This is a genomic window from Geodermatophilus poikilotrophus (assembly GCF_900111455.1).
GTDB lineage: Bacteria > Actinomycetota > Actinomycetes > Mycobacteriales > Geodermatophilaceae > Geodermatophilus > Geodermatophilus poikilotrophus.
In genome coordinates, this window is sequence record NZ_FOIE01000007.1 from 143,496 (window position 1) to 170,314 (window position 26,819).

Here is a 26,819-nt window from a genome sequence, read left to right on the forward strand (position 1 = left end):
CCCGGACGGGACCGAGACCCGCCACGGGGGTGTCGACACCCTCCGGCGGGGCCGTTGACCAGGAATGCGGGACCTACGATCCTCGTTGTGCCGCGCGTGACGACGAACCACCCGACCCCAGGCCCCGCGGTGACGGAGGCGCCCGTGGAGCCCGCCATCCCGCCCGCGGAGCACGACGGCGTCCGTGACCTGATCATCATCGGGTCGGGCCCGGCCGGCTACACGGCCGCGATCTACGCCGCCCGCGCGAACCTGCACCCGCTGGTGTTCGAGGGCTCGCAGTTCGGCGGCGCGCTGATGACCACGACCGAGGTCGAGAACTTCCCCGGCTTCGCCGAGGGCGTCCAGGGCCCCCAGCTCATGGACGACATGCGCACGCAGGCCGAGCGCTTCGGCGCCGAGCTGGTCGCCCGCGACGTCAGCGAGGTCGACCTCACCGCCGAGCCGAAGATCGTCAAGGTCGGCGACGAGGTGCACCGCGCGCACGCCGTCATCGTCGCCACCGGCTCGAAGTACCGGTACCTCGGCCTGGACAACGAGGCCCGCCTGCTCGGCCGTGGCGTCTCGGCCTGCGCCACCTGCGACGGCTTCTTCTTCCGCGACCAGGACATCGTCGTGGTCGGTGGCGGTGACTCGGCGATGGAGGAGGCCACCTTCCTCACCCGCTTCGCCAAGACGGTGACCGTCGTCCACCGGCGGGAGGAGCTGCGCGCCTCTAAGATCATGCAGAAGCGGGCGCAGGAGAACGAGAAGATCCGCTGGGCGCTCGGCAAGCAGGTCACCGACGTCCTGGGCGAGCAGACCGTCTCCGGCGTCCAGCTGACCGACGTCGGCACCGGCACCACCGAGGAGCTGCCGGTCTCGGGTGTCTTCGTGGCCATCGGCCACGACCCGCGCAGCGAGCTGTTCGCCGGCCAGCTCAAGCTGGACGACGAGGGCTACGTGCAGGTCGAGCACCCGACCACCCGGACCAACATCGAGGGCGTCTTCGCCTGCGGTGACGTCGTCGACCACATCTACCGGCAGGCCATCACCTCGGCCGGCACCGGCGCCGCGGCGGCCATCGACGCCGAGCGCTGGCTGGCCGCCACCTTCGGCGAGCGCTGAGCCCCTGCGGTAGGGCCGCCTGACGCGGGCATACACCCGCCGTTCCGCGGGTTGTCCCTGACAGAACGACGTGGTCGGAGCCCCTGCGCTCCGACCCTCAACGAGCCACGAGGAGAACGACCATGGCAGGCAACACCGTGACGGTCACCGACGCGACCTTCGCCGACGACGTGCTGGGCAGCGACAAGCCCGTCCTCGTCGACTTCTGGGCCGAGTGGTGCGGGCCGTGCAAGATGGTCGCCCCGGTCCTCGAGGAGATCGCCGCCGAGCACAGCGACAAGCTGACGATCGCCAAGCTCAACATCGACGAGAACCCGCAGATCGCCCGCGACTACCAGGTCATGTCGATCCCGACCATGACGGTGTTCCAGGGTGGCAAGCCGGTGAAGAGCATCATCGGCGCCAAGCCGAAGGGCGCGATCCTCTCCGACCTCGCCGACTACCTCTGAGGACCCCGTCCCCCTCACCGCTCGCCCGCTCGCGGCGAGCCTCTGGACGGGGCCGGACCACACGCACCACTGGGGCCTCCTCCGCCACTGGCGGGGGAGGCCCTCGCACGTCGGGGGGCCCATCGGGCCGTGAGCCGGCCCGGGGACCACAATCACCCACGATGGGAACCGACAGCAGCATGCAGCCCCTGGGCCCGGGAGACCGTGGCCCCGCCGTGGCCGACGTGCACGCCGCCCTGCGCGCCCTCACCCTCCTGCCGGCAGCGGGGTCCGCGGAGGAGGCGTCGCTGGACGAGGCGGCCTACGACCCGGCCACCGAGCTCGCCGTCCGCCACTTCCAGCAGGTGCGCGGGCTCACCGTCGACGGCCGCGTCGGCGAGGAGACCTACCGCGCCCTGTCCGAGGCCCGCTGGTCGCTCGGTGACCGGCTGCTGCACCACGACCCGGTCCGGCCCATGCGCGGGGACGACGTCACCAACCTGCAGGACCGGCTGCACGAGCTCGGCTACGACGCCGGCCCGGTCGACGGCGTCTTCGGCGCGGAGACCGAGGCCGGGCTGCGGGCCTTCCAGCGCGACTACGGCCTGACCTCCGACGGCACCTGCGGGCCGGCCACCCTCCGCGCGCTCCGCCAGCTCGGCCGCAAGGTCACCGGGGGGCGGCCGCAGCTGCTGCGGCAGAGCGCCAGCTTCGTCGAGAGCGGCCCGCACCTGATCGGCCGGCGCATCGTCGTCGACCCCGGCCACGGCGGCACCGACACCGGCTTCACCGCGGGGGAGACCACCGAGGCCGACCTGGTGCTCGACCTCGCCTCGCGCATCGAGGGCCGGCTCGCCGCGGCCGGCGCGACGGTCTACCTGACCCGCGGTCGTCACCAGGACCCCACCCCGGCCGAACGGACGGGGTTCGCCAACCACGCGCGCGCCGACCTGTTCCTCTCGCTGCACACCGACGCGCACAGCTCCGAGCACGCCCGCGGGGTGGCCAGCTACTACTACGGCACCGGCTCGGGGGCCTCGTCGACCGTGGGGGAGCAGTTCGCCAACCTGGTGCGCCGCGAGGTGGTGGCCCGCACCGGCATGCTCGACCTGGGCTCGCACCCCAAGACCTGGGACCTGCTGCGGACGACCCGGATGCCCGCCGTCCGGCTCGACTGTGGCTACCTGTCCCACCCGGTCGACCGGCTGCTGCTGCTCGACGCCCGGCTGCGCAGCACCGTCGCCAGCGCCGTCCTCGCCGCCGTCCAGCGGCTGTTCCTGCCCGCCGAGGCCGACCCGCCCACCGGCACCTTCGTGCTGCCCGGACGCAGCTGACCGATCAGCGGCGGGACCGGCGATCTCGCCGGGGTGTCGCGACGGGTGTGACGGTCGGGACGGGACCAGTCCGTCCGCTCGCCGTGTCCCCGGCGGGGTGCGCTCATCGCCTCCCTACACTCGGGATGTGGCCGATCTCCAGCCCGGAACACCCCCGGGCCCCGGTGTGCACCACCCCGCTCCGCGGCACCCGCGGCTGGACCCGCTGGCGGACCGGTACGCAGCACGCACGCACGGGATGAAGGCCTCGGAGATCCGTGCGCTGTTCTCCGTCGTCAGCCGCCCCGAGGTCGTCTCGCTGGCCGGCGGGATGCCCGCGGTCACCGCGCTGCCGCTGGACGCGGTCGGCTCGATGATCGGCGAGCTGGTGTCCGGGATGGGCGCGCAGACGCTGCAGTACGGCTCGGGTCAGGGAGACCCGCGGCTGCGCGAGCGGATCTGCGACGTCATGGCCCTCGAGGGCATCACCGACGCCTCGCCCAGCGAGGTCGTCGTCACCGTCGGCTCCCAGCAGGGGCTGGACCTGGTGACCCGCGTCTTCTGCGACCCCGGCGACGTGATCCTGGCCGAGGGGCCCTCCTACGTCGGCGCGCTCGGCGTCTTCCAGGCGGCCGAGGCGCGCGTCCGGCACGTCCCCATGGACGACGACGGGCTGATCCCCGAGGCCCTGGAGCAGACGCTGCTGGAGTGCCGGGCCGCCGGCGACCGGGTGAAGTTCCTCTACACCGTGCCGAACTACCACAACCCGGCCGGCGTCACCCTGTCCGAGCCGCGGCGGCAGGCGGTCATGGAGATCGCCGACCGCTACGACCTCCTGGTCATCGAGGACAACCCCTACGGCCTGCTCGGCTTCGACCGCGAGCCGATGCGCGCGCTGCGGGCCCGGGACGACCGCCGGGTCATCTACCTCGGCTCGTTCTCCAAGACGTTCTCGCCGGGCCTGCGGGTGGGCTGGGTGCTCGCCCCGTTGGCGGTCCGGGAGAAGCTGGTGCTGGCCACCGAGGCGCAGGTGCTCTGCCCGCCCTCGCTGACCCAGTACGCCGTCGCCCGGTACCTGGACACCCAGCCCTGGCGTGAGCAGATCAAGCACTTCGTCGAGCTGTACCGGGAGCGGCGCGACGCCACCCTCGAGTCGCTCGAAGCACTGATGCCGGCGGGCACGACGTGGACGCGGCCGGACGGCGGCTTCTACGTGTGGCTGAAGCTGCCCTCCGGGCTCGACGCCAAGCTGATGCAGCCCCGCGCGGTGAACGCGCACGTGGCCTACGTGCCCGGCATCGGCTTCTACGCCGACGGTGCAGGCCGAGAGTACATGCGGCTGTCCTACTGCTACCCCGAGCCGGACCAGATCCGCGAGGGGGTGCGCCGGCTCGCCCGCGTCATCGAGGCCGAGCTGGACCTGCACTCCACGTTCGACCGCGTGGACACCGGCACCTTCCGGGCCGTGTCCGGGCCGCAGGGCCCGAGCGGGCGAGGTGTCGAGGGCATCGTCGGCCCGGCCAACAGCGACCGGTACGAGGACCTCGGATGACCGAGCGCGCGAGGTCAGCGAGAGACACCGCACCGCCGGTCGCGAAGGCGACGAGCGCCAGCGAGGAGCCGAAGTGACCGACCCCGCACCCGTACCCGCGACCGGGTCGGAGGCCGCGCCGCACGCGCTGCGCGCCGTCGTCCTGGCCGGTGGACTGAACGTCGAGCGGGAGGTCAGCCTCTCCTCCGGCACCCAGGTGGCCGAGGAGCTCGGCCGCGCCGGCGTGGAGGCCGAGCTGCGCGACGCCGACGCCGAGCTGCTGCCCGGTCTCGCCGCCGCTCCCGCGGACGCCGTCTTCATCGCCCTGCACGGCGCCACGGGCGAGGACGGCGCGCTGCGAGCGGTCCTGGACCTGGCCGGCGTCCCCTACGTCGGCTCCCCGGCCGCGGCCTGCCGGCTGGCCTGGGACAAGCCGGCCGCGAAGTCCGTCGTGCGCTCCGCCGGTGTCACCACGCCGGACTGGGTGGCCCTGCCGCACAGCACCTTCCGGGAGCTGGGCGCCGGTGCGGTGCTGGACCTGATCGTCGCCCGCCTCGGCCTGCCGCTCATGGTCAAGCCCGCGTCGGGTGGCTCCGCGCTGGGCGTGCAGAAGGTCAGCCGGGTCGAGGACCTGCCGGCCGCGATGGTCAGCTGCTTCGCCTACGGCGACACGGTCATGGTGGAGCGCTTCGTGGACGGCGTGGAGCTGGCGCTGTCGGTGGTGGACCTCGGCGAGGGCCCGCAGGCGCTCCCAGCGGTGGAGATCGCCCCGGAGTCGGGGGTGTTCGACTACACCTCCCGCTACACGCCCGGCCTCACCGAGTACCACTCCCCGGCCCGCGTCTCCGACGAGGTGGCCCGGACGGCGGCAGAGCTCGCCGTCCGGGTGCACCGGGTCCTCGGTCTGGCCGACCTCTCCCGCACCGACGCGATCGTCAGCCCGGACGGCAAGGTGCACTTCCTCGAGGTGAACGTCTCGCCCGGACTGACCCGGACCTCGATGTTCCCGATGGCCGTCGAGGCGTCCGGCTCCTCGCTGGGCGACGTCCTCGCCCGGCTGCTGACCCGGCGGGCCGCCACCCCTCGCTGATGGTGTGGCCACCAGTCGCTCACCACAGCGGCCCGGTTCCGTCGGTGACGGAACGGGGCCGCTGTGTGATCACTCCTCGGGACGGCGGCCGGTGATGTCCGGGGCCATCTGGCCGATGATGCGCTGCAGGTCGTCGACCGAGCCGAACTCGACGACGATGCGCCCCTTCGCCCGGCCGATCTGGATCTTGACCTTGGTCTCGAAGGCGTCCGACAGGCGGCCGGCGAGGTCCTCCACGCCCGGCGCGTTGAACCTCCGCGGCCGGCGCTTGGCCGCCGGCTCCTCGGCGACGGCCAGCGCAACGGCCTCCTCGGTGGCCCGCACCGACATGCCCTCGGCGACGATGCGTGCGGCCAGCGCCTCCTGCTTCTCGGCGTCCGGCAGGCCGAGCAGCGCCCGGGCGTGGCCGGCGGAGATGACGCCGGCGGCGACCCGGGTCTGCACCTTCACGGGCAGCTTGAGCAGCCGGATGGTGTTGGTGACCTGCGAGCGGGAGCGGCCGATCCTGGTGGCCAGCTCCTCGTGGGTGGCGCCGAACTCCTCCAGCAGCTGCTGGTAGGCCGCGGCCTCCTCCAGCGGGTTGAGCTGGACCCGGTGGATGTTCTCCAGCAGGGCGTCGCGCAGCAGGGCGTCGTCGGTGGTGTCGCGGATGATCGCCGGCACGAACTTGAGGTCGGCGGCGCGAGCGGCACGCAGCCGGCGCTCGCCCATGATGAGCTCGTAGCCGCCCTCTGCGCGCTCGCGCACGACGATGGGCTGCAGCAGGCCGAACTCGCGCACGGAGTACGTGAGCTCCTCCAGCGCCTCGTCGTCGAAGACCTGGCGGGGTTGCTTGGGGTTGGGGACGACGTCGACCACCGCGACCTCGCGCAGCTGCGCGCCGGGGACGCCGACGGCCGCCTCGGCCTGCGCGGCCACCGTCGCCGCCGCCTGGGCGGCCGGCGGCAGGAGGTGGACCGGGGGAGCGGCGGGCGCAGCCGGTGCGGCGTCCGCACCAGCGCTCTGACCAGCGGCTTCCGTCTCGGCGCCGGGCAGGGTGGGCTGCTCGTCGTCCGGCGCGCTGGTGGGGATCAGCGCCGCCAGACCCCGGCCCAGACCGCCACGCTTGCTCATGCCTTGTTCTCCTCAGAGGACGGGGGGACGGGGACGGTGGCCGCGTCGGTGTCGGGGAACGCCATGACGGTGGTTGCGGAGCCCACGGGAGCGGCGACGGGGGAGCCGGGGGTCGGGCGCGAGGGCAGCGGCGGCAGCGCGACGCCCCGGTGCGCCAGCTCCCGGGCGGCCTCGACGTAGCTGGTCGAGCCGCGGGATCCGGGGTCGTAGGTGACCACCGACTGGCCGTAGCCCGGAGCTTCCGAGACTCGCACGTTCCGTGGGATGACGGCGTCCAGCACGAGGCTGCCGAAGTGGTTGCGCACCTCCTCGGCGACCTGGTCGGCGAGCTTCGTCCGCCCGTCGTACATCGTCAGCAGGATCGTCCGGACGGCGATCCCCGGGTTGAGGTGCCGGCGGACCAGGTCGATGTTGTTGAGCAGCTGGCCCAGGCCCTCGAGCGCGTAGTACTCGCACTGGATGGGGATGAGCACCTCGTCGCCGGCCACGAGGGCGTTGAGGGTGAGCAGCCCCAGGGACGGCGGGCAGTCGATGAGCACGTAGTGCGGGCGCTGCTCCGGCGGGAGCTCCTGCAGGTAGATCTCGATGGCCCGGCGCAGCCGGTACTCGCGGGCGACGACGGAGACGAGCTCGATCTCCGCGCCGGCCAGGTCGATGGTCGCCGGCACGCAGGAGAGCAGCGGCGTGGCCGTCGTCGGGTGCACGACCTCGGCCAGCGAACTGTCGCCGACCAGCGCGTCGTAGACCGACGGCGTCCCGACGCTGTGCGGGACGCCCAGCGCCGTGCTGGTGTTCCCCTGCGGGTCGAGGTCGATGACCAGCGTCCGCAGCCCGTACAGCGCCAGGGCGACGCCGAGGTTGACCGACGACGTGGTCTTGCCGACGCCGCCCTTCTGGTTGGCGATGGTGATGACCCGGATGCGGCCCGGCACCGGGAACGGCTCCTGGTCGGCGGCGTGCAGGACCTGGGTGGCCCGCAGGGCCTCCATGGCGATGGGGCTGTCGAACTCGACGGCAGAGGCCGACTGCTCGGCCGTGAGACTGCTCCGCAGCCGCTGGCCCGGGTCGGTCATCTCAGGTCCTTCCTGCCGGTCCGTTTCACGTGGAACGGACGCGGGAAGTCGTACGGGTTCCACGTGGAACGCTCACCGCGCTCCACGCGTCATGACCACCACGGTAGTGGCAGCCTCTCCCAGCCCCGCGCCGACAGCCCGCGCGTGGACGTCCCGCATCCCGGCCGCCTCCAGTTCGGGCACCAGGGACGGCAGCTCCTCCACGGCGCGGGACCCGACGAGGGCGACGAGCTGGGCGCCCGGGCGCAGCAGCCCGCGGCACCAGGACACCAGCCGGGGGAGCGCGGCCACCGCCCGCGCCGTGACGACGTCCACCGCCCCCACCGCAGCGCGCACCGAGCGCTCCTCGGCCCGGCCACGGACGACCTGCCAGGGGGCGCCCAGCTCGGCGACGACCTCCTCGAGGAACTCCACCCGCCGGGCCATCGGCTCGACGAGGGTCAGCCGGAGGTCCGGCCGGGCCAGCGCCAGCGGGATGCCGGGCAGCCCGGCGCCGCTGCCGACGTCCACCACCCGGGCCCCAGGCGGGACGGCATCGGCGACGGCGGCGCTGTTCAGCACGTGCCGCTCCCACAGCCGGGGCACCTCCCGCGGGCCGATCAGCCCGCGGGTGACGCCGTCGGTGGCCAGCCGGGCGACGTAGCGCTCGGCGTCGGCCAGCCCGGGCCCGAACACCGACCGGGCGACCTCCGGGGCCGGTGGGACGGCCGGGGCGCCCGTGTCAGGCGAGGCGGGCTCGGTCACCGATCCGGCAGCACCACGACGCGGCGGTTGGGCTCCTCGCCCTCCGACTCGCTGTGCACGCCGGAGATCCCGGCGATGACGTCGTGCACGACCTTGCGCTCGAACGGGTTCATCGCCGAGAGCCGCTCCGGCTGCCCGCTGCTCGCGACCCGGCGGGCCGTCTCGGCGGCCAGTGAGGTCAGGTCGGCCCGGCGCCGGGCACGGAAGCCGCTGATGTCGAGCATCAGCCGGCTGCGCACGCCGGTGGACTGGGCGACGGCGAGCCGGGTGAGCTCCTGCAGCGCCTCGAGGACCGCACCGTCGGTGCCCACCAGGTCCGCGAGGTCGCCGCCGACGATCGCCACCGACGCCCGGTCGCCCTCGACGTCCAGGTCGATGTCCCCGTCCACGTCGAGGATGTCGAGCAGCCGCTCCAGGTAGTCACCGGCGACGTCGCCCTCGCGGACCAGCAGGTCGTCGGCTCCGTCGTCGTCTCCGACCACGTCCGCCGGCTCGACCACGGCGTCCGCGCCGTCGTCGTCGGGATCGGGCAGGTCCGGCTGCGCCGGGACCCCGGCGTCGACGGGCACCGGGCTCAGGACCGCGCCGGAGGTGGCCTCGCTGGTGAGGCCGGCCGGCTCGGTGGGGTGCTGTGGGGCGCTCATGGCGTGTCCTCCGAGTGGGTGCGGGCGTCCGGGGTCAGCCCCGGTGGTCGGTGGCCGGCGCGGGCGCCTGACGGGGACGCCGCGCGCGCCGGGTCAGCGGCGCTTGCGCTTGCCGCGGTTGGTCGGGCCCTGGCTTCCGCGTCCCGCGCCGCTCCGCGGACGGCCGCCCGACGGGCGGGCGGCCGACGACGGGCCGTCGGAGCCGGCAGCGGTGGCACCGGAGGCGGTGGCACCGGTGGGGGTGGCGGCGCCGTCGTCCGCAGGGGTGCCGGGCCCAGCGCTGTCGGCCGCGGTGTCACCGGTCGGGTTGGCCACCTCGACCGTGGAGGCCGGGGCGGTGGTGCGGCCGCTCTTCGGGCGGACCGGCTTGGCGCCGGGCCGGGGGGCCAGCGCCTTCGGGTCGACGGCCGGCTTGTCCGCGGCCGCCTTGGCCTTGGCGGCGTCGGAGCCGGGCGGCGGCATCTTGCGCAGGATGAAGAACTGCTGGCCCAGCGTCCACAGGTTGTTGGTGAACCAGTACAGCAGGACGCCGATCGGGAAGAGGAAGCCGGAGACGAACAGGCCCAGCGGCATCACGTACAGCAGCATCTTCTGCACCATCGCGGCCTGACCCTCGACCGGGCCGGAGCGCCGCATGATCTGCTTCTGCGTGAAGAAGGTCGTGAAGCTCATGATCACGATGAGCAGGAACCCGACCACCCGGATCTGGGTGTAGTCCCCGGTGATCGCGATGATCGCGTCTTCCTTGGCCCCGCTCATGAAGAACGACGACGAGATCGGGGCCCCGAAGAACGGCGCCCGCGCGGCCTCGTCGGTGAGCTCGGCACTCCAGCTGTAGAGGCCCTGGGCGTCGGGGGCCAGCCGCCGCAGCACGTGGAAGAGCGACAGGAAGATCGGGATCTGCGGCAGGATCGGCAGGCAGCCGGCCAGCGGGCTGACCCCGCGCTCGCGCTGCATCTTGAGCATCGCCTCGCTGAAACCCTGCCGGTCGCTGCCGTACTGCTTGCGCAGCCGCGCGATCTCCGGCTGGAGCTCCTGCATCGCCCGCTGGGACTTGACCTGCTTGACGAACAGCGGGAAGAGGATCACCCGCACGGTCACGACGAGGAAGACGATCGACAGCGCCCACGCCAGACCCGACAGCCCGGTCCCGGCCTCGGGGTCGTCGAAGACGAGGCTCCACAGCGCGTGCCACTGCGCCATGACCCACGAGATGGCGGTGTACAGCCAGTCAAGCACGGGGGGACTCCTCCTGCGGGGCCCGGCGGGGTGCCGACGGGACGGGTCGGGCGGTTCCGGGTTCGGGTGTGCGGGCCGGCGGCACCAGGTCGAGGCCACCAGGGTGCCAGGGCGCGCACTTGAGCAGCCGGCACAGCGCCAGCCAGCTGCCCCGCCCCGCGCCGTGGACGGCGAGCGCCTCGGCGGCGTAGGCGCTGCAGGTGGGCTGGAAGCGGCACCGCGGCGGGAGCGCCGGGCTGATCGCCCGCTGGTAGAAGCCGACGACGGCCAGCAGCGCCCGGGCCACCGGACGACGCCGGCCGTGCTCGGCGGCCGGCCGGCCGGGGACCTCGGTGCCCGGGTCGGTGCTCACGGGTTCCGGGTCCGGGACGTGAGCAGGCGGTCGAGCCCGGCGATGAGGTCGCGGGTCAGGTCCACCGAGGTGGCCGTGGCCGCCTCCGGCCGGGCGCGCACCACCAGGTCCGCGGTGGGAGGCAGCCGGTCGAGCTGGTCGAGCACGACCGCGCGCAGCCGCCGGGTGACGCGGTGGCGCACCACGGAGTTGCCCACGGTCCTGCCCACCACGAAGCCGGCCCGTGGACCACCGACCGTCCCGGCATCGCCGGGGGTCGGGGTCACGGGCCGTTCGGGGAGGTAGTGGAGCACCATGGTCGGCCGTCCGGCACGCCTGCCGGACCGGACGACCGCGGTGAAATCCGGACGCCGGCGCAGGCGTGCCTGCGCGGGCAGCACCTCAGGCGGAGAGCTTCTCGCGACCCTTGCGCCGACGGCCGGCGACGATCGCCCGGCCCGCGCGGGTGCGCATCCGCAGCCGGAAGCCGTGGGTCTTGGACCGGCGACGGTTGTTCGGCTGGAACGTGCGCTTGCTCACGAGGTACTCCTACGACACGACATCGACGGGGCGCGCCCACCGGGAGGCGGGCGCACGCGACAGGGACGGGCACACGGCGCGAGCCGGTTCCCGTCCACGGATCTCGGCCCAGCATAACCGAGGGAGCGCGGGGACCGGCGGCCCGGCCGGACGCGGACTCCCGATGGTCCCCCGACCGCACGCGCCGCGGGGAGTGCCGCGCCGTTCCGCCCGGGCGACACGCCCCGCGGCGCGCCGAGAGCCCGCCCCGGGCTCGTTGCCGGGCTGTGGACGGGGCTGTTAGCGTCGCCGTCGCTCCACACCGGACACCGACGTCCGGCGCGGGAGCCGCCCCGCTGGTGTCGACCGACCACCACGCCCCCCGGAGAACCGCGACGACTCGTCCTTGACCAGCGATGATGCCTCCGCCCGGCCCGCACGTACGGACGCCGGTGCGTCTGCGTCGTCGATCGTGCACAGCCTGTGGACACCGGTGTGGACGCCGTGTGTCCGGATGTCCACAGTGGGGGATCGACCGGGGGACGACGGACCCCGGCAGCGGGCGGCCGCGGCGGGGGCCGACGACACACGGGAACCTGGGAGGACGAGGGCCATGGCCGATGCCACGGTGGACCTGGCGACGGTCTGGGACCAGATCCGCGAGCGGCTGGCGACCAGCCTGTCCCCGCAGCAGAACGCGATGCTGAACCTCACCCGCCCGGTCGGGGTCTTCGAGGACACCGCGGTGCTGTCGGCGCCCAACGAGTTCACCCAGACCGTGCTGGAGTCCCGGATGCGCCGGGTGCTGGCCGAGGCGCTGTCCGAGCACCTGGGGCGGGACATCCGCGTCGCCGTCCAGGTGGAGGACAGCCCGGCCGCCCCGCCCGCCGCCCCCGCGCCGGAGGTGCCGACCCGCCGTCCCTGGTCGGTGGTCGAGGCGCAGCGCGCCGAGGAGGACCGGGAGACCCGCGACCGCACCGACGACGGGCGCAGCGCCTTCGGTGTGCGCGCCGACGTCCGGCCCGCCTGGGAGGACGACGGCGCCACCACCCCCGACGCACGCCCCGCCGAGCGGGACGCCGAGGAGTGGGCCCCCACCGACTGGAGCCCGCCGGCCCGGCGCCCGACCGGCCGCGGCACCCGTGCGGCCGACCGCGACTGGGGCGGCACCGACCTCGACGAGGACGGCGTGGCGGTGCTGCCGTTCGACCTGGACGCCGGGGACGCCCCCGAGCCGCCCGCGCCGGCGCCCCGCGGCCGCCGCGGCGGGTCCCGCGGTGGCGGCGACGCCGTCCCGCTGTTCGGTGACCGCCGTGCCCCGACCGGCGCGCAGGACCCGGGGCTGAACCCCAAGTACGTCTTCGACAGCTTCGTCATCGGCAACAGCAACCGGTTCGCCCACGCCGCGGCGGTCGCCGTGGCCGAGGCGCCGGCCCGCGCCTACAACCCGCTGTTCATCTACGGCGACTCTGGGCTGGGCAAGACCCACCTGCTGCACGCCATCGGCCACTACGCGGCGCGGATGTTCCCCAACGTCCGGGTGCGCTACGTGAGCACTGAGGAGTTCACCAACGAGTTCATCAACCTGGTGCACTCCGGCCGGGCCGAGGACTTCCGGCGCCGCTACCGGGACATCGACTTCCTGCTCATCGACGACATCCAGTTCCTGGAGCGCGCCGAGCGGACGCAGGAGGAGTTCTTCCACACCTTCAACACGCTGCACAACGCCAGCAAGCAGATCGTCATCACCTCCGACCGGGCGCCGAAGAAGCTGACGACGCTCGAGGACCGGCTGCGCACCCGCTTCGAGTGGGGGCTGATCACCGACGTCCAGGCGCCGGACCTGGAGACCCGCATCGCGATCCTGCGCAAGAAGGCCTACGGCGAGCGGCTGCAGGTGCCCGACCCGGTGCTGGAGTTCATCGCCAGCAAGGTGCAGACCAACATCCGCGAGCTCGAGGGCGCGCTGATCCGGGTCACCGCGTTCGCGTCGCTGAACAAGCAGCAGGTCGACCTGCCGCTGGCCGAGCTCGTGCTCAAGGACCTGATCAGCGACGAGCAGGGCCCGCAGATCACTGCGGCGATCATCATGGCGGCCACCGCCGAGTACTTCTCCGTGACGATGGAGGAGCTGCAGGGCGCCAACCGCAGCCGCACGCTGGTCAACGCCCGCCAGATCGCCATGTACCTGTGCCGGGAGCTCACCGAGCTGTCGCTGCCGCGGATCGGGGCCTCCTTCGGCGGCAAGGACCACACCACGGTCATGCACGCGGTCAAGAAGATCACCAACCTGATGAGCGAGCGGCGGGCCACGTACACGCAGGTCACCGAGCTGACCGCCCGCATCAAGAGCCGCGCGCGCAGCTGACCCGCCCGGCGCTCCCCACCGGGACCACCCGAGCGGCACCCGGGCGGACGGCTCGTGTTCCACGTGGAGCCGACGGACGTCGCTGTCCACAGTCCTGTGGGTCGGCGGGCGGTCGTCGTCCCCGCGCCCGGCGCGCTGCGCAGGACACCCGCACCGGTGACCGGGGTCGACTGGTCGACGAGTTGTCCCCAGCGATGTGCACAGGTTGGGGAGATCTCTCCTCGTCCGCTCACACGTCGTCACGACCGGCCCGGCGTGCCCACATCCTCACCCACCCCTGGGGATCGCGCTCGCCGTCGTCCTGAGCTGCGGGTCCACCGCATCGGCGCTGGTCGGACGGCCGCCGTCGGGGCACCCCGGCCCCGCACCTGGGCACGGACTGGGGACGGACGGTGGGGGAAGCGGGGGACAGGGGGTGGAGAGACGGCCACCGGTGTGCGCAACCGTCGAGATGTCCACGTGTCGACACAGGAGTGCGCACGTCCACCCACAGTCGGCCAACATGTCGACTCGGGCGTCGACCTGCACGGACGGCCTCGATCCCCAGGTTCCACACCGGTGATGACGAAGATGAGGGATGTAGATCGGATCTTCTCGAACCACACTCAGGGTGGGGAAGCTGCGCTGCGGGGGACCTGATCGAGGACAGCGGTTACCCCGATGTCTCCCCCAGAGGGCACGATGAGCACCGCACTGGAGGACACCGACGACAGCTGGGGTGGATCAGGTCATGAAGTTCCGGGTGGCACGAGAGGTGCTCGCCGATGCCGTCGCGTGGACGGCACGCAGCCTGCCGCCACGGCCGTCGGTGCCGGTCCTGGCCGGGATCCTGCTCGAGGTCGACGGCAGCCAGCTGTCGGTGTCCGGTTTCGACTACGAGGTCTCCGCGCGTGCTGAGGTCGACGTGCAGGCCACCGAGAGCGGTCGGGTGCTCGTGCCGGGCCGGCTGCTCGCCGAGATCACCCGGGCGCTGCCGCCCCACCCGGTGGACCTCACCGCGGAGGGGCCGCGGCTGTCGATCTCCTGCGGGAACGCGCGCTTCAGCCTGCCGACGCTCCCGGTCGAGGACTACCCGTCCCTGCCGGCCATGCCGTCGTCGGCCGGCGTCGTCGAGAGCGACGTCTTCGCCGAGGCCGTCGGTCAGGTGGCGGTGGCCGCCGGGCGCGACGACACCCTGCCGATGCTCACCGGTGTCCGGTTGGAGATCGAGGACGACTTGGTGACCCTGGCCGCGACCGACCGCTACCGGCTCGCCGTCCGCGAGTTCGCCTGGCGGCCGGACACCCCCGGCCTCACCGCGGCGGTGCTCGTGCCCGCCCGCACGCTGGCCGACGCGGCGAAGACGCTGACCAGCGGCCCGGAGATCACCCTGTCGCTGTCCTCGGGCAGCTCCGGGGAGGGCATCCTGGGCCTCTCCGGCAAGGACCGGCAGACTACCACCCGGCTGCTGGACGCCGAGTTCGTCAAGTACCGGGCGATCATGCCCAACGAGTCGGCGAGCAACGCCACGCTGCCGGTCGGGCTGTTCACCGACGCTGCCAAGCGCGTCGCCCTGGTCGCCGAGCGCGGCACGCCGCTGCGCTGTGAGTTCACCCCCGGCCAGGTCACCCTGCGGGCCGGCGGAACCGACGACGAGGGCCAGGCCGAGGAGCGCTGCGACGTCGAGTTCGAGGGCGATCCGCTGACCATCGGCTTCAACCCGACGTTCCTGCTCGACGGCCTCGCCGCCGTGCACACCCCCCGCGCGCGGATGGACTTCACCAGCCCGCTCAAGCCCGCTGTCCTCTCCGGGGTGCCGGAGCCGGCGACCGACGACGAGGCGGCCTCCCGCCCGGCCGAGCGCCCCGGCAGCTACCGGTACCTGATCATGCCGGTGCGCCTGCCCGGCTGAGAGGACCCCGTCCTCCCCACTCCGCGCACGCTCGGGGCGGTGCCCTGGACGGGGCCGCAGCGGGGTCCGTGCGGCGGTGACCGGCAGGACCGAGCACGATGGGCGGCGGAGACGAGCCGGAACCGCCAGTCGGTCCGGCCGGGCACCTGCGAGGAGAGGACTGCGTCGTGCAGCTGGGGCTGATCGGGCTGGGCAAGATGGGCGGCAACATGGCCGAGCGGCTGCGCCGCGCCGGTCATGAGGTCGTCGGTTTCGACCACCACCCGGAGAAGCGGGACGTCGACAGCCTGCCGGCGCTGAAGGAGGCGCTGTCGGCGCCGCGGGTGGTCTGGGTGATGGTGCCGGCGGGTGAGGCCACCCGGGCCACGGTCAAGGAGCTCTCCGAGGTGCTCGAGCCCGGCGACGTGATCGTCGACGGCGGCAACTCCAAGTACACCGACGACCAGATCCACGACGTGATGTGCCGCGAGAAGGGCATCGGCTACGTCGACGCCGGCGTCTCCGGCGGGGTCTGGGGGCTGGAGAACGGCTACGCGCTGATGGTGGGCGGCACCCGGGAGGACGTCGCCAAGGTCCAGCCGGTGTTCGACGCGCTCAAGCCGCCGTCCCCCAAGGACGAGTCCGGTCAGGAGCTGCCGGGCGCCGGCTTCGTGCACGCCGGGCCGGTCGGCGCCGGGCACTTCTCCAAGATGGTCCACAACGGCATCGAGTACGCGATGATGCAGGCCTACGGCGAGGGCTACGAGCTGCTGGCCGCCGTCGACCTGATCGAGGACGTCCCCGGCGTCGTGAAGTCCTGGACCCAGGGCACCGTCATCCGCTCCTGGCTGCTGGACCTGCTGGTGCGGGCGCTCGAGGAGGACCCGTCCCTCGAGAAGATCAGCGGCTACGCGGAGGACTCCGGCGAGGGCCGGTGGACCGTCGAGCAGGCCATCGAGAACGCCGTCCCCATGCCGGCCATCGCCGCCTCGCTGTTCGCGCGCTTCTCCTCCCGGCAGGAGGACTCCCCGACCATGAAGGCCGTCGCGGCGCTGCGCCAGCAGTTCGGCGGCCACGCGGTGCACGCCGTCCGCGAGCAGGAGGCCGAGCGCCCCGCATGATGGAGGACCCCCACCCGCAGGCTCGCCGGCCCCGTCCCGGGTCCCGCCCTGAGCCTGCGAAGGGTGGGGAGGACGGGGTCCTTCGGCTGCAAGGGGGCCGTTACACCCGGTCACCGGGGAGCCGTTCCGGTACCCCACCGCGGGGATGCTGAGGGTGTACCTGCGACACCTGCAGCTGGGCTCGTTCCGCAACTGGGACCGGGTGGACCTGGCCCTGCGCCCGGGGCCGACCGTCTTCGTCGGCCGCAACGGCGAGGGCAAGACCAACCTGGTCGAGGCGGTCGGCTACCTGGCCACGATGGGCAGTCACCGGGTCGCGGGCGACGCCCCGCTGGTCCGGCAGGGCGCGTCCCAGGCGGTGGTCCGCGCGGCGCTGCGCCGGGAGGACCGCGAGCTGCTCGTCGAGATCGAGATCAACCCGGGGCGGGCCAACCGGGTCCGGGTCAACCGCGCGCCGCTGCCGCGGCCCCGCGAGCTGCTCGGGCTGGTCAAGTCCGTGCTGTTCGCGCCGGAGGACCTGGTGCTGGTCCGCGGCGACCCCGCGGAGCGGCGGCGCTTCCTCGACGACCTGCTGGTCAGCCGCACCCCGCGGCTGGCCGGCGTGCGCAGCGACTACGACCGGGTGCTCAAGCAGCGCAACGCCCTGCTCAAGACCGCCCGGATGGCCCGTGGCGACGCGCTGGCCACGCTCGACGTCTGGGACGGGCACCTGGTCGACCTCGGCGGGCAGCTGCTGGCCGCCCGGCTCCGGCTGGTCGCCGACCTGGCACCTCACGTCACCCGCGCCTACGCCGGGGTGGCCGGCGCGGACGCCGCCGTCGCGGCGCTCGGCTACGCCAGCACCGTGCCGCTGGCCGGCGACGGGAAGCCGGTCCCCGAGGGGACGGCGCTGCCGGACGCCGCCGAGCTGTCCGCGGCGCTGCGCGAGCGGGTGGCCGAGCGCCGCGGCGACGAGGTCGACCGCGGCATGACGCTGGTCGGCCCGCACCGCGACGACCTGGTGGTCTCGCTGGGGTCGATGCCGGCGAAGGGGTTCGCCAGCCACGGGGAGTCCTGGTCGCTGGCCCTGGCGCTGAAGCTGGGCTGCTTCGCGCTGCTGCGCGCCGACGGGGACGAGCCGATCCTCGTGCTGGACGACGTCTTCGCCACCCTGGACACCGACCGCCGCGCGGCCCTGGCGACCGTGGCCCGCTCCGCGGAGCAGTCGCTGGTCACCGCGGCCGTGCTCGACGACGTCCCCGCGGAGCTGCGGAGCACGGTGGTGCAGGTCGCCGGCGGGCAGGCGGTACCGCTCGACCCGGAGGCCGCCGAGGATGGGGCAGTGCGGGAGGAGGTCAGGTGAACGAGGAACGCCCCGGCCGGCCCAGCGACATCGCCCGTGCGGCGCTGGAGGCCGCCCGCGCGGCCTCGGCGTCCCGGCCGCGCCCCACCCGGCGGCGGATCGCCGGGCCGAAGCGCACCTGGAGCGGCCCGCGGCCCGGGGACGACGACCCGCAGCCGCTGGCCCGCCTGGTCGACTCGCTGGTGAGGACGCAGGACTGGACCGAGCACACCAAGGTGGGCGCCGTCTTCGGCCGCTGGTCGGCCCTGGTCGGACCGGAGATCGCCGCGCACTGCACGCCGCAGACGCTCACCGAGGGCGAGCTGCTCGTCGTCGCGGAGTCCACCGCGTGGGCCACCCAGCTGCGGCTGCTGGCGCCGACGATCCTCGCGAAGCTGCACGCCACGGTCGGCGGGGACGTCGTGAGCCGGCTGCGCGTTGTCGGTCCGACGGCCCCGAGCTGGAAGAAGGGCCCCCGCTCGGTCCGCGGACGCGGGCCGCGGGACACGTACGGATAGGAGGGCCCGCCGGGTGCGGGTGCTCCGGGAGGACGATGCAGCGATGAGCAGCCCGCGCGACCGCGACGGTTTCGAGCAGCGCCCCGACGAGGGCAGCGGCTGGCGCGAGCCCGGCCACCTCGGCGGGGACGGCGACCGGTCCGGGGCGGAGCAGCCACCGGCCGAGCAGCCGCCCGCCGAGCAGCCGCCCGCCGACTGGCCGGCCCAGGGCGACACGGGCGGCAGCACCGCGTGGCAGCCGCCGGGCTGGGACCTGCCGCCTGCCGAGCCCGACCGCCCGGCGCAGTCCCCGGCAGCCGGCCCGCAGACCGCCGGCGAGCACCTGGTCGGCGGCGGGTTCCTCGGCGGCCGGCGGCCCCGGCAGCCCAGTGAGCTCGAGCAGGTCTTCGCCTACCAGGGCGACGCCGTCGGCGCCCAGGGCTGGGCGGTCCAGCAGGGCTGGGCCATCTCCGACGGCACCGCCCCGGAGGACGCCGTCCTCGCCGAGCTGGTGCGCACCGCCCCGGTCCGGGCGACGAAGGACCACCGGCCGGCCGGGGTGATGCGCGGCCGCTACGGCACGCTGGACCTGGTCGCCTTCGACGTCCTCTACGCCTCCGGGCGCTACGCGGTCCCCGAGTACGCCGTCACCGCCGCCCCGGTGCTCGGCGCGCTGCCGCCGCTGCGCCTGTCCCCGGCCCGTTTCTGGAAGCACCGCACCGGCGGACTGGTGCAGGTCCCCAGCGGCGATCCCGACTTCGACGCCCGCTGGGTGCTGCTCGCCGCCGAGGACGGCCCGGCCGCCCGCGCGCTGGTCGGGGACGCCACGGTGCGCGGGCTGCTGCTCGGTACCGACGACGGCGACGAGTTCTGGACGGCGGCAGGTCACCTGGCCGCCATCCGGCCGGACGGCCACCGGCCGCAGCTGATCGAGCACCACGCCCGGCTGCTGACCGCGATCGTCGGCGCCCTCGCCCCCGCCCTCTGAGACCGCGCCGTCCGGAGCCGAGGTGAGCACCCCCGCGGACACCGCGGCTCGCGCGACACTGCGGCAGCTGTGGCCCCTGGTCCGGCCGCACCGCCGCCCCCTGGCTGCGGCCGCCGTCCTCTCGCTGGTCGCGGCCGCCGGCGCGCTGGCCCAGCCGGCGCTGGTCGCCCGGGTCATCGAGGCCGTCGGCGCCGGCCGGGCGCTGCTGCCCGCCGTCGGCCTGCTCGTCGTCGTCCTGCTGGCGTCCTCGGCGCTGGGTGCGGTGCAGGAGTACCTGCTGCAGCGCACCGCCGAGGGCGTCGTCCTCTCCACCCGGCGGACGCTGGCCGACCGGCTGCTCCGGCTCCCGGTCGCCGAGTACGACCGGCGGCGCACCGGCGACCTCATGTCGCGGGTCGGTGCGGACACCACCCTGCTGCGGGCCACGGTGACCTCCGGGGTCGTCGAGGTCGCCGGGTCGGCGGTGGTCGCGGTGGGCGCGGTCGTGGCGATGGCGCTGGTCGACGGGTGGCTGCTGCTGGTCACCGTGGGCTCGGTCGCCGTCGGCCTCGCGGTGGTCGTCTCGGTCGCCCGCGGCGTGCAGCGGCTCTCCCGGCAGGCCCAGGAGGAGGTCGGCGCGATGACCGCCGCGGTCGAGCGGGCGCTGTCGGCCGTGCGGACCATCCGGGCCAGCGGCGCGACGGCGCGGGAGGTGGACGTCGTCGCGGCCAGCGCCGGCCGGGCGTACGAGGCCGGGGTGCGGGTGGCCCGGCTGGAGGCGCTGGTCAGCCCCGCGGGGTCGGTCGCCGTCCAGGGGGCCTTCCTGGCTGTCCTGGGGCTGGGCGGCTACCGGGTGGCGACCGGCTCGATCGCCGTCGCCGACCTGGTCGCGTTCATCCTGTACCTGTTCCTGCTGGTCATGCCGCTGGGCCAGGCGATCGGGGCGTGGACCCAGCTGCAGAGCGGGCTCGGCGCGCTGGCGCGGGTCCAGGAGGTGCTCGCGCTCGAGCCGGAGGACGACGCGCGGCCCGAGCGGGGTGGCGCGGTCGTCGCCGTCCCCGCGTCGTCGCCGTCCGCCGAGGTCCCGCTGCTGGAGCTGGACGACGTCTCGTTCCGCTACCCGAACGGCACCGACGTGCTGCGCGGGGTCTCGCTGAGCGTGCCGGTCGGCAACCGGGTGGCGCTGGTCGGGCCGTCAGGGGCGGGCAAGTCGACCGTGCTGGCGCTGGTCGAGGGCTTCTACCCGCTGACAGGCGGGGCGGTGCGGTGGGCCGGCACCGACGTCCGGGACCTGCCGCGGGCCGGCCTGCGCGCCCGGCTGGGCTACGTCGAGCAGGAGGCGCCGGTGCTCGCCGGGTCGGTGCGCGACAACCTGCTGCTGGCCGCGCCGCAGGCCACCGACCCGGAGCTGTGGGCGGTGCTGGCCGACGTCGGGCTGACCGAGGTGGTGCAGCGCTCGCCGCGCGGACTCGACGTCCCGGTGGGGGACGACGGCGTCCTGCTGTCCGGCGGCGAGCGCCAGCGGCTGGCGATCGCCCGGTCCCTGCTGGCCCGCCCGGCGTTGCTGCTGCTCGACGAGCCGACCGCCAGCCTCGACGCCCGCAACGAGGCGCTGCTGCGCGAGACCCTGGCCGCCGCGGCCGCCGACCGGGCGCTGCTGGTGGTGGCGCACCGGCTGTCCACCGTGCTCGACAGCGACCGGATCGTGGTGCTCGACGGCGGCCGGGTGGTCGCTGCCGGCACCCACGAGGAGCTGGTGGAGACCAGCCCCCTCTACCGCGAGCTCGCCGCCGCCCAGCTGCTGGTGTGACCGTGAGTGCTCCAGGTCGTGCCCGTGGCTCCGTCCATGGGCACGGAGTCCTCCCTCAGGCCGCGCGGGTGCGTCTCTGGCCCGCGGCGGCTGCGGTCCCCTCCTCCGCGGCGCGGCAGATGTTGCGCACCATGCCGCCGAAGATGGGGCCGTGGAAGGGCACCAGCACCCGCCAGTACAGGTGGCCGAAGAGGCCGCTCGGCTTGAACGTCGCCTTCTGCCGCAGCCGGGTGCGCCCGTCCTCCTGTTCCACGTGGAACTCCAGCCAGGCCAGCCCGGGCAGCCGCATCTCGGCGCGCAGCCGCAGCAGCCGGCCCTCCTCCAGCTCCTCGACCCGCCAGAAGTCGAGGGCGTCACCGACGTAGAGGTCCGACGGCGACCGTCGTCCGCGGCGCAGCCCCACCCCGCCGACCGCGCGGTCCATCCAGCCGCGCACCTCCCAGGCCAGCGGGAACGAGTACCAGCCGGTCTCCCCACCGATCCCCTCGACCACCCGCCACAGCGCCTCCGGTGACGCAGCGGTCTCCCGGCTCTTCTCGTCGAGGTAGAGGGTGCCGCCGGCCCAGGCGGGGTCGGTGGGCAGCGGGTCCGACGGCGCACCGGGTGTGGACGCCGACGACCAGCGGGTGGCCACGGTGGCGTCCTTGACCCGCTGGACCGCCAGCCGGACCGCCTCGTCGAAGCCCAGCAACCCCTCGGGCGGGTCGGGCACGTACTCGGCGATGTCGTGCTCGGTGCAGACGACGGTGTTGCGCAGCGACTCCACCAGCGGGCGCGCGATGGACGCCGGCACCGGGGTGATCAGCCCCACCCAGTGGCTGGACAGCCCCGGGCTCAGCACCGGGACCGGGAGGATCCGTCGCCTCGACAGCCCGGCCACCGCGGCGAAGCGCTGCATCATCTCGAGGTAGGTCATGACGTCGGGGCCGCCGATGTCGAAGCACCGGTGCACCTGCCGCGGCAGCGTGGCGCAGCCGACCAGGTAGCGCAGCACGTCGCGGATGGCGATCGGCTGGATGCGGCTGTGCACCCAGCGCGGCGTGACCATGACCGGCAGCCGCTCGGTCAGGTAGCGCAGCATCTCGAACGACGCCGACCCGGAGCCCAGCACCACCGCGGCCCGCAGGACGGCGGTCGGGACGCCGGAGCCGAGCAGGATCTCGCCGACCTCGGCCCGCGAGCGCAGGTGCGGGGACAGCTCCTCGCCCTGGGGTTCCAGGCCGCCGAGGTAGACCAGCCGGCCCACGCCCGCCTCCCGCGCGGCGCGCGCCATCACCCGCGCCGTCCGCCGGTCGGTCTCCTCGAACTCCTCGCCGGTGCCCAGCGCGTGGATCAGGTAGTAGACGACGTCGGCCCCGGCGCACGCCGCAGCGACCGCCTCGGCGTCGCCGGCGTCGGCCCGGACGATCTCGACCTGCCCCGCCCAGGGGTGGTCGCGCAGCCGCTCGGGTGCGCGCGTCATCACCCGCACCCGGTGCCCGGCGGCGAGCAGCACGGGCACGAGCCGCCCGCCGATGTAGCCGGTGGCCCCCGTCACGAGGCAGGTCTTCGCCGGTGGGGTGCTGGTGGTGCCGTCGGTCTCGGCCATGCCCCGAGTGTCCGGCGGTATCGCCGCGCTCGCTCGGGTCGCGGGACACCCGGTCCACCCGCCACCATCGGCGGGGTCACCGCAGGCCTTCGGCGTCGCGTCCACCGGCACCGGTCGAGCAGGGGGTCCACCATGGCCGACACCACCGCTGCAACCGACCGCACGTCCGACGGCCAGCCCGCGCTCAAGCGGGTGATGGGCCCGGGTCTGCTGCTGCTGTTCATCGTCGGCGACGTCCTCGGCACCGGGATCTACGCGCTGACCGGCCAGGTCGCCGCGCAGGTGGGCGGCGTGGTCTGGCTGCCCTTCCTGGTCGCGTTCCTCGTCGCCCTCGTCACCGCGTTCAGCTACCTGGAGCTGGTCACCAAGTACCCGCAGGCGGCCGGCGCCGCGCTGTACACGCACAAGGCCTTCGGCATCCACTTCGTGACGTTCCTGGTCGCCTTCGCGGTGATGAGCTCGGGCATCACCTCCGCCTCGACGGCCGCCCGGGCGTTCAGCGCCAACTTCGTCAGCGTCACCGGCCTGGGCCTCGGCGAGGGGATCGGCATCACCCTGGTCGGGCTGGCCTTCATGACGCTGGTCGCGCTGGTCAACCTCCGCGGGGTCGGCGAGAGCGTCAAGGCCAACGTCGTCCTCACCTGCGTGGAGCTGACCGGCCTGCTGATCGTCATCGGCGTCGGCGTGTGGGCGCTGGGCGGTGGGGGCGGCGACTTCTCCCGGGTGACCGAGTTCGACACTGGTGAGCGCTCCGTCGTCGGCGGGGTCATCGCCGCCACCGGGCTGGCCTTCTTCGCGATGGTCGGCTTCGAGGACTCGGTCAACATGGCCGAGGAGTGCAAGGAGCCGCGGCGGATCTTCCCCAAGGTGCTGCTGGCCGGGCTGGCCGCCACCGGGCTCATCTACGTGCTGGTGTCCATCTCGGCGATCGCGCTGGTGCCCGCGGAGCAGCTCAGCCAGGGCGACACCCCGCTGCTGCAGGTGGTGGAGGCCGGCGCGCCCGGCTTCCCGCTGGGCCTGTTCGGCGTCATCACGATGTTCGCCGTCGCCAACTCCGCCCTGATCAACATGCTGATGGCCAGCCGGCTGGTCTACGGCCTGAGCAGGGAGCGGGTGCTGCCGGCGCTGCTGGGCCGGGTGCACCACCGCCGGCGCACGCCGACGACCGCGATCCTGTTCACCACCGCGCTGGCCTTCGGGCTGATCACGTTCGTGGGCGCCGTGCCGGCCCTGGGCGGCACCACCGCGCTGCTGCTGCTGATCGTCTTCACCGTGGTCAACGTCGCCGTCCTCGTGCTGCGCAGGGACCGGGTGGACGCCGACCACTTCCGCACGCCCACCGTGCTGCCCGTCGTCGGCGCGCTGGCCTGCGCCTTCCTCGCCACCCCGTGGGCCGGGCGGCCGGTCGAGCAGTACCGGATCGCCGGGGTCCTGCTCGCGATCGGCGTCGTGCTCTGGAGCGTGACGGTCCTCGTCAACAGGCGGACCGGCGCCCAGGTCCCCCGGTTCGACCCGGCGCACCTGACCGGCGAGGGCCCGACGGGTCCGCACAACTGAGGAAGGACCACCCTCCCCCCACGCCTCGCGGGCTCGGCGCGGGCCCCTGAGGGTGGCCGTTCCAGCACCTCACCGGCTCGGCGCGGGCCCTGAGGGTGGCCGTTCCAGCACCTCACCGGCTCGGCGCGGGCCCTGAGGGTGGCCGTTCCGGCACCTCACGAGGCTCGCGGTGCGACCCTGCGGAGGGGCCGTTCCAGGACGTCACCGGGACGGGGCCGCCAGGCGCCCCGGGGACGGCGTGTCGCCCCTGGGGCCAACACCTGTGGTGGCAGACGTGCTGCGAGTGGCGCAGACACGACGTGAGGGCCGGGACGGCGGCATTCCTGTCGTATCACCCGGTATCGTGGAGGACAGAAACCGCCAGCATCCGGCTGAGAGCCGTTCTGCGCCCCTGTCCGCGATCGGGGTGCCCGCCGCCGGGTGCGCGACAGAAGGGCCCCACGTGGTCGCTCGACCGAAGACCGACGCCCAGGCTGACGCCTACTCCGGCAGCTCCATCACCGTCCTCGAGGGTCTCGAGGCCGTCCGCAAGCGTCCCGGCATGTACATCGGCTCGACCGGTGAGCGGGGTCTGCACCACATGGTGTGGGAGGTCGTCGACAACTCCGTCGACGAGGCCCTCGCCGGCCACTGCGACACCGTCCGGGTCACCCTGCTCCCCGACGGCGGCGTCCGGGTGGAGGACAACGGCCGCGGCATCCCGGTCGACATGCACCCGGTGGAGAAGCGGCCGACCGTCGAGGTCGTCATGACCATCCTGCACGCGGGCGGCAAGTTCGACGGCAAGAGCTACGCCGTCTCCGGTGGTCTGCACGGCGTCGGCGTCACCGTCGTCAACGCGCTGTCCACCGAGCTCGACGTCCGCATCTGGCGTGACGGCACGGAGTGGCACCAGCACTACACCGCCAGCGAGCCCGGCCCGCTGGAGAAGATCGGCCCGACGACCAAGCGGGGCACCCAGATCACCTTTTGGGCCGACCCGGGGATCTTCGAGACGACGACCTACTCGTTCGACACGATCAGCCGCCGGCTGCAGGAGATGGCCTTTCTCAACCAGGGCCTGAAGATCGTCCTGCGCGACGAGCGGCCCGGTCAGAGCAAGGCCGAGACCGGCATGGCCGAGGAGATCTCGCTCGCCGAGGAGGCCCCGGCCCCGCAGGCCGAGGCGCCGGCCTTCGAGCCCACCGAGATCACGTACCTCTACGAGGACGGCCTGCGAGACTTCGTCGCCCACATCAACCGGACCAAGACCGCCATCCACCGTTCGGTCGTCGGCTTCTCGGCCGAGGGCACCGGCAAGAACGACATGGCCATGTCCGTCGACATCGCCATGCAGTGGTCGGAGGCCTACTCCGAGTCGGTGCACACCTTCGCCAACACCATCAACACCCACGAGGGCGGCACCCACGAGGAGGGCTTCCGCGCGGCGCTGACCTCGATCGTCAACCGCTACGCGGAGGACAAGAAGCTCTTCAAGAGCAAGGACGAGAAGCTCACCGGCGAGGACATCCGCGAGGGCCTGGCCGCGATCGTCTCGGTCAAGCTCGGCGACCCGCAGTTCGAGGGGCAGACCAAGACCAAGCTGGGCAACACCGAGGTCAAGGGCTTCGTGCAGCGGGTCTGCAACGAGCAGATCGGGCACTGGTTCGAGGCCAACCCGGCCGAGGCCAAGCAGATCATCACCAAGGCCAGCTCGGCCGCGCGCGCCCGCCGGGCCGCGCAGCAGGCCCGCCAACTGGCCCGGAAGAACCCGCTGAACTCGACCGGCCTGCCCGGCAAGCTGGCCGACTGCCGCTCGACGGACCCACGCAACTCCGAGGTCTACATCGTCGAGGGCGACTCGGCCGGCGGCTCGGCCAAGTCCGGCCGCGACTCGATGTTCCAGGCGATCCTGCCGATCCGCGGGAAGATCATCAACGTCGAGAAGGCCCGCATCGACCGGGTGCTGAAGAACACCGAGGTCCAGTCGATGATCACGGCCTTCGGCACCGGCATCCACGACGAGTTCGACCTGTCGAAGCTCCGGTACCACAAGATCGTGCTGATGGCCGACGCCGACGTCGACGGCCAGCACATCCGCACGCTGCTGCTGACCCTGCTGTTCCGCTTCATGCGGCCGCTGGTCGAGGCCGGGCACGTGTACCTGGCCCAGCCCCCGCTCTACAAGATCAAATGGGGCGGCAAGGTCGGAGACGAGTACGTCTACACCGACAAGGAGAAGGAAGGCGCCCTCAGGCTCGGTGCCGAGGCCGGCCGCAGGATCAAGGACGACGCGATCCAGCGGTTCAAGGGCCTCGGTGAGATGAACGCCACCGAGCTCTGGGAGACCACGATGAACCCGGAGACCCGGGTCCTGCTGCAGGTGACCCTCGAGGACGCCGCGACCGCCGACGAGCTGTTCAGCGTCCTCATGGGCGAGGACGTCGACGCCCGCCGCAGCTTCATCACCCGCAACGCCAAGGACGTCCGCTTCCTCGACGTCTGAGACAGGCCCCCGGCCCGCCGCGGAAGCGCCCCGTCCCCCTCACCCCTCGCACGCTCGGGTGAGCCTCGGGACGGGGCCGGCGGCGGGACGCAGCCGGGGGCCG

General features: G+C 73.7%; 22 protein-coding genes and 1 pseudogene. 14 read left to right on the forward strand and 9 right to left on the reverse strand.

Annotated elements, in window-relative coordinates:
• The first annotated feature begins 144 nt into the window (after window positions 1-144).
• The 5 genes and pseudogenes from trxB to BMW27_RS16605 all read left to right on the forward strand — a co-directional run bounded on the left by trxB (window position 145) and on the right by BMW27_RS16605 (window position 5,469).
• A complete protein-coding gene (gene trxB / locus BMW27_RS16585) occupies window positions 145-1,107 on the forward strand; it encodes a thioredoxin-disulfide reductase (RefSeq protein WP_245743648.1) in 963 nt (320 codons plus the stop codon).
• A gap of 80 nt (window positions 1,108-1,187) precedes the next feature.
• Window positions 1,188-1,556, forward strand: a pseudogene (trxA, locus tag BMW27_RS16590) (thioredoxin); the annotation flags it as partial.
• A 161-nt stretch (window positions 1,557-1,717) separates the two neighbouring features.
• Window positions 1,718-2,869: an N-acetylmuramoyl-L-alanine amidase gene (locus BMW27_RS16595; RefSeq protein WP_245743649.1), complete on the forward strand. Its 1,152-nt coding sequence runs from the start codon at window positions 1,718-1,720 to the stop codon at window positions 2,867-2,869.
• A gap of 127 nt (window positions 2,870-2,996) precedes the next feature.
• On the forward strand, window positions 2,997-4,400 hold the full coding sequence (locus BMW27_RS16600; RefSeq protein WP_245743651.1) for an aminotransferase-like domain-containing protein: 1,404 nt from the start codon (window positions 2,997-2,999) through the stop codon (window positions 4,398-4,400).
• 73 nt (window positions 4,401-4,473) lie between these two features.
• Window positions 4,474-5,469, forward strand: coding sequence for a D-alanine--D-alanine ligase family protein (locus BMW27_RS16605; RefSeq protein ID WP_091446029.1), 996 nt, complete (start codon window positions 4,474-4,476; stop codon window positions 5,467-5,469).
• A 69-nt stretch (window positions 5,470-5,538) separates the two neighbouring features.
• On the opposite strand, the gene BMW27_RS16610 is transcribed toward BMW27_RS16605, so the two are convergent.
• From BMW27_RS16610 to rpmH, 8 genes are all read right to left on the reverse strand, one after another.
• Entirely contained in the window at window positions 5,539-6,582 is a 1,044-nt protein-coding gene (locus BMW27_RS16610) for a ParB/RepB/Spo0J family partition protein (protein WP_091446031.1), read from the reverse strand.
• Window positions 6,579-7,655, reverse strand: a complete 1,077-nt coding sequence (locus tag BMW27_RS16615) for a ParA family protein (RefSeq protein ID WP_091446032.1) — start codon at window positions 7,653-7,655, stop codon at window positions 6,579-6,581. The genes BMW27_RS16610 and BMW27_RS16615 overlap by 4 nt, the downstream gene beginning before the upstream one ends.
• A 72-nt stretch (window positions 7,656-7,727) precedes the next feature.
• The gene (gene rsmG, locus BMW27_RS16620; protein WP_091446034.1) at window positions 7,728-8,399 is read right to left on the reverse strand and encodes a 16S rRNA (guanine(527)-N(7))-methyltransferase RsmG; all 672 of its coding nucleotides are present in this window, start codon (window positions 8,397-8,399) and stop codon (window positions 7,728-7,730) included.
• Complete coding sequence (locus BMW27_RS16625) at window positions 8,396-9,043, reverse strand: Jag family protein (RefSeq protein ID WP_091446036.1); 648 nt, start codon at window positions 9,041-9,043, stop codon at window positions 8,396-8,398. The genes rsmG and BMW27_RS16625 overlap by 4 nt, the downstream gene beginning before the upstream one ends.
• A 93-nt stretch (window positions 9,044-9,136) precedes the next feature.
• Entirely contained in the window at window positions 9,137-10,282 is a 1,146-nt protein-coding gene (gene yidC / locus BMW27_RS16630; RefSeq protein WP_091446037.1) for a membrane protein insertase YidC, read from the reverse strand.
• Window positions 10,275-10,634 carry a membrane protein insertion efficiency factor YidD gene (gene yidD / locus BMW27_RS16635; protein WP_245743652.1) on the reverse strand — a complete coding sequence of 120 codons (360 nt, stop codon included), beginning with the start codon at window positions 10,632-10,634 and terminating at the stop codon, window positions 10,275-10,277. Before yidD ends, yidC begins: the two co-directional genes overlap by 8 nt.
• On the reverse strand, window positions 10,631-11,014 hold the full coding sequence (gene rnpA / locus BMW27_RS16640) for a ribonuclease P protein component (protein ID WP_091446039.1): 384 nt from the start codon (window positions 11,012-11,014) through the stop codon (window positions 10,631-10,633). Before rnpA ends, yidD begins: the two co-directional genes overlap by 4 nt.
• A 1-nt stretch (window position 11,015) precedes the next feature.
• Entirely contained in the window at window positions 11,016-11,153 is a 138-nt protein-coding gene (rpmH, locus tag BMW27_RS16645; RefSeq protein WP_012951046.1) for a 50S ribosomal protein L34, read from the reverse strand.
• 592 nt (window positions 11,154-11,745) lie between these two features.
• Between rpmH and dnaA the strand changes: the two genes are divergently transcribed.
• The 7 genes from dnaA (at window position 11,746) to BMW27_RS16680 (ending at window position 21,086) form a co-directional block, all read left to right on the forward strand.
• On the forward strand, window positions 11,746-13,500 hold the full coding sequence (dnaA, locus tag BMW27_RS16650; protein WP_091446041.1) for a chromosomal replication initiator protein DnaA: 1,755 nt from the start codon (window positions 11,746-11,748) through the stop codon (window positions 13,498-13,500).
• A gap of 730 nt (window positions 13,501-14,230) precedes the next feature.
• The gene (gene dnaN / locus BMW27_RS16655; protein ID WP_091446369.1) at window positions 14,231-15,391 is read left to right on the forward strand and encodes a DNA polymerase III subunit beta; all 1,161 of its coding nucleotides are present in this window, start codon (window positions 14,231-14,233) and stop codon (window positions 15,389-15,391) included.
• 167 nt (window positions 15,392-15,558) lie between these two features.
• Window positions 15,559-16,491 carry a phosphogluconate dehydrogenase (NAD(+)-dependent, decarboxylating) gene (gene gnd / locus BMW27_RS16660; protein WP_091446043.1) on the forward strand — a complete coding sequence of 311 codons (933 nt, stop codon included), beginning with the start codon at window positions 15,559-15,561 and terminating at the stop codon, window positions 16,489-16,491.
• A 145-nt stretch (window positions 16,492-16,636) separates the two neighbouring features.
• On the forward strand, window positions 16,637-17,833 hold the full coding sequence (gene recF, locus BMW27_RS16665) for a DNA replication/repair protein RecF (protein ID WP_245743654.1): 1,197 nt from the start codon (window positions 16,637-16,639) through the stop codon (window positions 17,831-17,833).
• Window positions 17,830-18,330, forward strand: coding sequence for a DciA family protein (locus tag BMW27_RS16670; protein ID WP_091446044.1), 501 nt, complete (start codon window positions 17,830-17,832; stop codon window positions 18,328-18,330). Before recF ends, BMW27_RS16670 begins: the two co-directional genes overlap by 4 nt.
• Window positions 18,331-18,373: 43 nt before the next feature.
• Entirely contained in the window at window positions 18,374-19,297 is a 924-nt protein-coding gene (locus tag BMW27_RS16675; RefSeq protein WP_091446046.1) for a hypothetical protein, read from the forward strand.
• A 22-nt stretch (window positions 19,298-19,319) separates the two neighbouring features.
• On the forward strand, window positions 19,320-21,086 hold the full coding sequence (locus tag BMW27_RS16680; protein WP_091446048.1) for an ABC transporter ATP-binding protein: 1,767 nt from the start codon (window positions 19,320-19,322) through the stop codon (window positions 21,084-21,086).
• Window positions 21,087-21,141: 55 nt separating this feature from the next.
• On the opposite strand, the gene BMW27_RS16685 is transcribed toward BMW27_RS16680, so the two are convergent.
• The gene (locus tag BMW27_RS16685) at window positions 21,142-22,674 is read right to left on the reverse strand and encodes an SDR family oxidoreductase (protein WP_091446050.1); all 1,533 of its coding nucleotides are present in this window, start codon (window positions 22,672-22,674) and stop codon (window positions 21,142-21,144) included.
• 132 nt (window positions 22,675-22,806) lie between these two features.
• On the opposite strand from BMW27_RS16685, the gene BMW27_RS16690 reads away from it, so the two are divergent.
• Window positions 22,807-24,231, forward strand: coding sequence for an APC family permease (locus BMW27_RS16690; protein WP_091446051.1), 1,425 nt, complete (start codon window positions 22,807-22,809; stop codon window positions 24,229-24,231).
• Window positions 24,232-24,673: 442 nt separating this feature from the next.
• Window positions 24,674-26,716, forward strand: a complete 2,043-nt coding sequence (gene gyrB / locus BMW27_RS16695; protein WP_091446053.1) for a DNA topoisomerase (ATP-hydrolyzing) subunit B — start codon at window positions 24,674-24,676, stop codon at window positions 26,714-26,716.
• Window positions 26,717-26,819: the final 103 nt, after the last annotated feature.